The following is a 5,281-nucleotide window of genomic DNA, read 5'->3' as shown; positions in this document are numbered from 1 at the left end:
TTGCATCCTGCTTCTGCCGATGCTGTCTTGCCGCTGGGGTCCAACGGGAACCGTGATGATCTGATGCAGATGCAGTATTTGCGCGCGATCCATAGCCATTTTGCCGATGTCGCAAACAATCCGGCATCCACGCTCTATAGTGGACGGATGGTTGATACCGATCATCTGCACGTCTGGGGCTGGGATGTCCGGCCCTATCCGTTCTGGCCGGGCAATCAAACGCTCTGGTCAGACGGGGCGGCCTATGCGCGCGGGCTCTGGCTGAACGGGCGTGCGACAAACCGGTCCCTGGCGTCTGTCGTGGGCGAAATATGTCAACGCTCCGGTGTCACCAGCTTTGACACTTCTGCCCTTTTCGGGGTCGTGCGTGGCTATAGCGTCAGCGATACCGGCACGGGGCGCGCCGCGCTCCAACCCTTGATGCTGGCCTACGGGTTTGATGCGATTGAGCGTGATGGTGTGTTGGTGTTCCGCAGCCGCGATGGGCAGATTGATCACCACCTGACCGATGCAGACCTTGCCCGTGATCCCGAAGAGGACCGCGCCCTGACGCTGAGCCGTGCTGCGGCCGCAGACATCGTCGGACGGGTGCAATTGGCACATCTTGATGCAGATGGCGACTATGATCCGATTGCGGCAGAGGTGGTCCTGCCCAACGATGTGCAACTGTCGCTGACCCGAAGCGAGGTGCCTGTTGTACTGACCCGCGCAGAAGGGCAGGCTACTGTCGCGCGATGGCTGCAAGAGGCCCATGTGGGGCGCGATACCGCCCGCCTTGCCTTGCCGCCTTCGCAACTGTTGGTGGGGGCCGGTGATACGGTCACGCTCAAGACCGCAACCCATGAAGGAACCTACCGGATCGACCGCGTCGAGGAAGCGGGTTTGCGCCTGTTGGACGCGACACGGATCGAGGCCGAAGTCTATCGCATCCCGCCGACACGCTCTGAGGCGGCGATATTGAAACCCTTTGTCGGGCCGATCCCGGTCGAGATGCTGTTTCTGGATCTGCCGCTCTTGACGGGGGACGAGTTGCCCCATGCGCCGCATGTCGCCGCATCGGGCAGGCCATGGCCCGGAAGTGTGGCGCTTTATGGCGCGCCGCAGGACAGTGATTACACACTTCAGGAAATCCTTGCGGAGCCTGCCGCGGTCGGTGTGACCCAGTCCGCCTTGCACAAAGGACCTGTCGGCATCTGGGACCGACAGGGCGCCCTGGAGGTCGCTTTCGACAACGGGGTGCTGAGTTCTGCCAGCACCGAGGCAATTCTTGCGGGCGCAAACACGATTGCGATCGGTGACGGGTCAGTAGATCACTGGGAAATCTTCCAGTTTCAATCTGCGACAGCTTTGTTCGAACGAGGCTTTGCCTTGCAAGGATTGCTGCGCGGACAGGCCGGTAGCCGCGGGGTGATGCCGGACGTCTGGCCTGCGGGATCGCGCGTTGTCTTGCTCAATGGTGTGCCGCAACAGGTCATCCTGCCCACCGCCTCACGCGGGACGGCGCGCCATTTCCGTTTCGGCGCCGCCAAGCAACCGATCACCGACCCAAGCTATCGCTATGTCAGCCATGCGTTTGCGGGGATCGGGCTGCGGCCTTATCCGGTTGCGCATCTGCGCACGAAAGATGCAGGCGGGGACATTGCAGTGTCATGGATCCGGTGCAGTCGCATTGACGGCGACATCTGGGCCGATGGTGACATCCCGCTGGGCGAAGACACCGAAGCCTATCAGGTGCGGATTACACAGGCGGGCTATATACGCCGGGAAGTGACCGTCACGACACCGCAGTGGACTTATGCGGCGGCGGATCGCACAGCCGATGTGGGCAGTGCGCCTTATGTGATCGAAGTTGCACAGCTGTCTGACCGCTTTGGCGCTGGGCCATTCGTCGGTCGTGCAATGCCGTCATGAGGCCCGTCACCCTTGCCGATATCGAGGTGGCGGCGCGGGTCTTGATGGCGGTCGCAGAACAGGACCGCCCAAAGTTGATGGCAGAGCTGATCACGCGTGCCACCGTTGCAGACAGGCACCGCCAACAGGTCCAACGACCGCACCCCGCTTTTGGCACCGGCACTCTGATGTCAGCGGCGCAGGGCTTTGCCACGGCCCCACGCCCGCTCTGTCTGGCGGATGACGAGCTCTGCGCTTACGCTTTGGTGGTCGGGGCGCTGATCGGGTGCAGGACGTATCAAGAATTGTGAAAAATCGCATCACAGCTTTGTTCTTGGCTTGAAGCCCCTATGTGATCTACACAAGAGGCCGAAACAAAAGAGGTGTATGCCATGGCGCGTCCACAACCGAATCTGACTGAAGTTGATCCTGTTTGGCACCGCATCTGCCAGGAAGCCGATGAGGCGATTGCCAAAGAGCCTTTGATGGGCGGGTTGATCCATGCGGGTGTCCTGCACCACAAGTCGTTTGAACGGGCCTTGGCCTATCGCATCTCGATGAAGCTGTCCTCGCCGGAAATGTCCGAGCAAATCCTGCGCGAGATCGCAGATGAGGCCTATATCGAAACGCCCGAATTGGCGGCCGCAGCCCGTGCCGATCTTGTGGCGACCTATGACCGTGATCCGGCCTGCCACCGCTTTATGAAACCTTTGTTGTTTTTCAAAGGCTTTCAGGCCGTGCAAGCCTATCGGCTGGGCCATTGGCTTTATCAGCGGGACCGCCGCGATCTGGCCTATTTCATCCAGATGCGCACAAGCGAGATGTTCGGTGTCGATATCCACCCCGCCGCCAAGATCGGTAAGGGCATCATGATCGACCACGCGCACTCGATCGTTGTGGGTGAAACCGCGGTTGTGGGCGACAATGTCTCGATGCTGCATTCGGTGACACTGGGCGGCACCGGCAAGGAAGACGACGACCGCCACCCCAAGATCGGGGACGGCGTTTTGATCGGTGCGGGCGCCAAAGTGCTGGGCAACATCAAAGTGGGCTATTGCAGCCGGATCGCCGCAGGGTCGGTCGTGCTGGAAGAAGTGCCACCGATGAAAACAGTGGCGGGCGTACCCGCGCGCATCGTGGGCGAGGCAGGCTGTTCGCAGCCGTCCCTGACGATGGATCAGTTGTTGCGGTCTGTGCCCTAAACAGAAACGCCGGCCCTGACCAGAGCCGGCGTTTCTGTTTGATCAGAGGCTTACGCCAGCATGGTCAGCGGGTTTTCAAGGTTGTCCTTGATCGCATTAAGCAGGTTCGCCCCCAAGGCCCCGTCAATCACACGGTGATCCACCGACAGCGTCGTGGACATGACTGTGCCCACGGTCAGTTCCCCGTCCGCACCGACAATCGGCTTTTTCACGCCCGCACCCACGGCCAGAATGGCCGCGTGGGGAGGGTTGATGATGGCATCAAAGTTGTCGATCCCGAACATGCCCAGATTCGAGATCGCAAAGCTGCCGCCTTGGTACTCATGCGGGGCCAGCTTGCGGTCGCGGGCGCGGGTGGCAAGGTCTTTCATCTCTGCGGACAGGGCCGAAAGCGACTTCATCTCGGCGTCGCGCAGCACGGGGGTGAACAACCCGCCTTCAATAGCCACTGCCACCGCCACGTCGGACTTATCAAACTGCAATGTGCGATCACCAGCCCAGACCGCATTGGCAGCTGGCACTTGCTGCAACGCCAAGGCACAGGCCTTGATGATGAAGTCGTTGACCGAAAGTTTCACGCCACGCGGCTCGAGTTGTTTGTTCAGCTGGGCGCGGAATTTCATCAGCGCATCAAGGTTGATGTCGCGGCGCAGATAGAAATGCGGCACCGATTGCTTGGCCTCTGTCAGGCGGGCCGCGATGGTTTTGCGCATTCCGTCCAGTTTGACTTCGGTAAACGGACGATCCGCGTAGGTTTTCAGCACCGCATCGGTGGAAGGACCAGAAGCCATTGTGGCGGCGGGTGCCTCGGCCTTGGCAGCGGGGGCCGCAGCAGGGGCAGCTTTCGGCGCTGCAGTTGCAGTCTCAAGGTCGGCCTTCACAATGCGGCCATGCGGGCCAGAGCCTGCAATCGCGGTGAGGTCCAGCCCTTTGTCAGCCGCAATGCGACGGGCGAGCGGGGTCGCAAAGACGCGTGCGCCGTCGGCTTTGGCAGGGGCGGCAGGGGCCGGTGTGGCCGTTGCTTCAGCGACGGCAACCGGGGCTGCCGGTGCGGCCGCAGCTTTGGGGGCAGGGGCCGCGCTGATGTCATCAGCATTTTCACCATCCTCAAGCAGAATGGCGATCACATCGTTGACCTTCACCCCTTCGGTGCCTTCGGGGATCATGATCTTGCCCATGATCCCTTCATCGACGGCTTCAAACTCCATCGTGGCCTTGTCGGTTTCGATCTCGGCCATGATATCGCCAGAGGAGACCTTATCGCCCTCTTTGACGTGCCATTTGGCCAGCGTGCCTTCCTCCATCGTGGGGGACAGGGCGGGCATCAGGATTTCTGTCGGCATCGCTCTGGTCTCCTTAACGGTATGTGACTTGCTTGGCTGCATCGACAACTTCGTCGACCGTCAGCAAAGCATGCTTTTCGAGGTTGGCGGCATAAGGCATCGGCACATCTTTACCGGTGCATGTGATCACAGGCGCATCCAGATAATCAAACGCCTGCTGCATGATCACGCTGCTGATGTAGCCGCCGACACTGCCTTGCGGCCAGCCTTCTTCGACGGTCACGCAGCGGTTGGTCTTGCGCACAGAGGCGAGGATGGTTTCGGTGTCCATCGGCCGCAGGGTGCGCAGGTTGATGACCTCGGCGTTGATGCCTTCTTCGGCCAGCTTTTCGGCCGCCGCCAGCGCATAGGTCATGCCGATCCCGAAGCTCACGATGGTCACATCATCGCCGGCGCGTTCAATCTTGGCTTTGCCGAATGGAATGGTGAAATCATCCATGACAGGCACATCAAAGGACTTGCCATAAAGGATTTCATTCTCGAGGAAGATCACAGGGTTGGGATCGCGGATCGCGGTTTTCATCAGGCCTTTGGCGTCGGATGCGGAATAAGGCATCACGACCTTAAGACCGGGGATCTGCATATACCATGCGGCATAGTCCTGAGAGTGCTGCGCACCCACGCGGGCAGCGGCACCGTTGGGACCACGAAACACCATCTGCGCACCCATCTGACCACCGGACATATACAGGGTCTTGGCAGCAGAGTTGATAATGTGGTCAATGGCTTGCATGGCAAAGTTAAACGTCATGAATTCGACAATCGGCTTGAGCCCGCCAAAAGCGGCACCGACACCGATCCCCGCAAAACCATGCTCTGTAATCGGCGTATCAATGACGCGCTTTG

General features: G+C 60.3%; 5 protein-coding genes. 3 read left to right on the top strand and 2 right to left on the bottom strand.

Going from position 1 to position 5,281, the window contains the following annotated elements; genetic code table 11:
• The 3 genes from NWQ23_RS04080 to cysE all read left to right on the top strand — a co-directional run.
• A partial coding sequence (locus NWQ23_RS04080; RefSeq protein WP_306164972.1) for a phage tail protein occupies nt 1-1,911 on the top strand: 1,911 nt, incomplete at its 5' end.
• Nucleotides 1,908-2,201, top strand: coding sequence for a hypothetical protein (locus tag NWQ23_RS04075; protein ID WP_306164971.1), 294 nt, complete (start codon nt 1,908-1,910; stop codon nt 2,199-2,201). The genes NWQ23_RS04080 and NWQ23_RS04075, both read left to right, overlap by 4 nt.
• Nucleotides 2,202-2,282: 81 nt before the next feature.
• Nucleotides 2,283-3,092, top strand: a complete 810-nt coding sequence (cysE, locus tag NWQ23_RS04070) for a serine O-acetyltransferase (protein WP_306164970.1) — start codon at nt 2,283-2,285, stop codon at nt 3,090-3,092.
• Nucleotides 3,093-3,142: 50 nt separating this feature from the next.
• On the opposite strand, the gene NWQ23_RS04065 is transcribed toward cysE, so the two are convergent.
• Nucleotides 3,143-4,435 (bottom strand): pyruvate dehydrogenase complex dihydrolipoamide acetyltransferase, encoded by a 1,293-nt coding sequence (locus tag NWQ23_RS04065; protein ID WP_306164969.1) that lies wholly within the window; start codon nt 4,433-4,435, stop codon nt 3,143-3,145.
• A gap of 13 nt (nt 4,436-4,448) precedes the next feature.
• Nucleotides 4,449-5,281: pyruvate dehydrogenase complex E1 component subunit beta (locus NWQ23_RS04060; protein WP_306164968.1), on the bottom strand; the 833-nt coding region annotated here is incomplete at its 5' end.

Origin of the sequence: Yoonia sp., assembly GCF_030731595.1 — a bacterium.
Lineage (GTDB): Bacteria > Pseudomonadota > Alphaproteobacteria > Rhodobacterales > Rhodobacteraceae > Yoonia.
Note: the sequence above shows the minus strand (reverse complement) of the source record. Positions and strands in the feature narration are given on the sequence as shown.